This window comes from Trebonia kvetii, from assembly GCF_007827045.1.
Lineage (GTDB): Bacteria > Actinomycetota > Actinomycetes > Streptosporangiales > Streptosporangiaceae > Trebonia > Trebonia kvetii.
This window is the reverse complement of the sequence record NZ_RPFW01000025.1, coordinates 1-639: the sequence shown is the minus strand read 5'-3', so window position 1 is coordinate 639 and position 639 is coordinate 1. Positions and strand designations below refer to the sequence as shown.

Annotated in this window: 1 protein-coding gene; it reads left to right on the top strand. The window is 72.3% G+C overall.

Translation table 11 applies throughout. The annotated features are described in order from the left end of the window. Positions 1–74 precede the first annotated feature (74 nt). Positions 75–617, top strand: coding sequence for a hypothetical protein (locus tag EAS64_RS42795; RefSeq protein WP_145862451.1), 543 nt, complete (start codon positions 75–77; stop codon positions 615–617). The last annotated feature ends 22 nt before the right edge of the window (positions 618–639 follow it).

Here is a 639-nt window from a genome sequence, read left to right as displayed (position 1 = left end):
CCGGAATGTCAGACCCTCGCAGTAGTATTCGATTAGTAACTGAAAGATGATCTTTCCTTCGAACGGGGGCGTTCATGGACTGGCAGGCAAGCGGCGACTGGCAGGGCGGCACGCCCGGCCATGACCCCAGCCTGCCCGAGGTGCTCGCCGCCTTCGAGCACGGCGGCGCCTGGGAGACGGCCGCCCCGACCGCGGCCCTTGCGGCCGTCCTTGAGCGGGTCGCCGGGCCCGGCGGTCTTTATGCGGGCGCCGACACTGATGCGCTGACCGGGATCGTGCGGCAGTGGGCGGCGGTCGAGTCGTGGGCGGCAGCCGGGCTGATGAGCGCGCTGCGCGCGATGATCCACGACGACGACGCCGGCGCCCCCGTGCTGCGCCGCCGCACCAACCTGCCGGGCGGGTGGGACGACTCGCTGACCTACGAGATCGCCGCGGCCTTGGCGATGGGGCCGCAGTCGGCCGGGAACCTCGCGAACCTGGCGTGGACGCTCGGCATGCGGCTGCCCGGCATCGGCGGCTGCTGGCCGGGGGGATCCTCACCCGGTCGAAGGCGCGGCTGGTCGCGCAGGTCTTCGAGCCGCTGGATGAGGATGAGGCGGCCCGCGCGGAGGCGCTGATCGCAGGGGAGCTGGCGGGCAA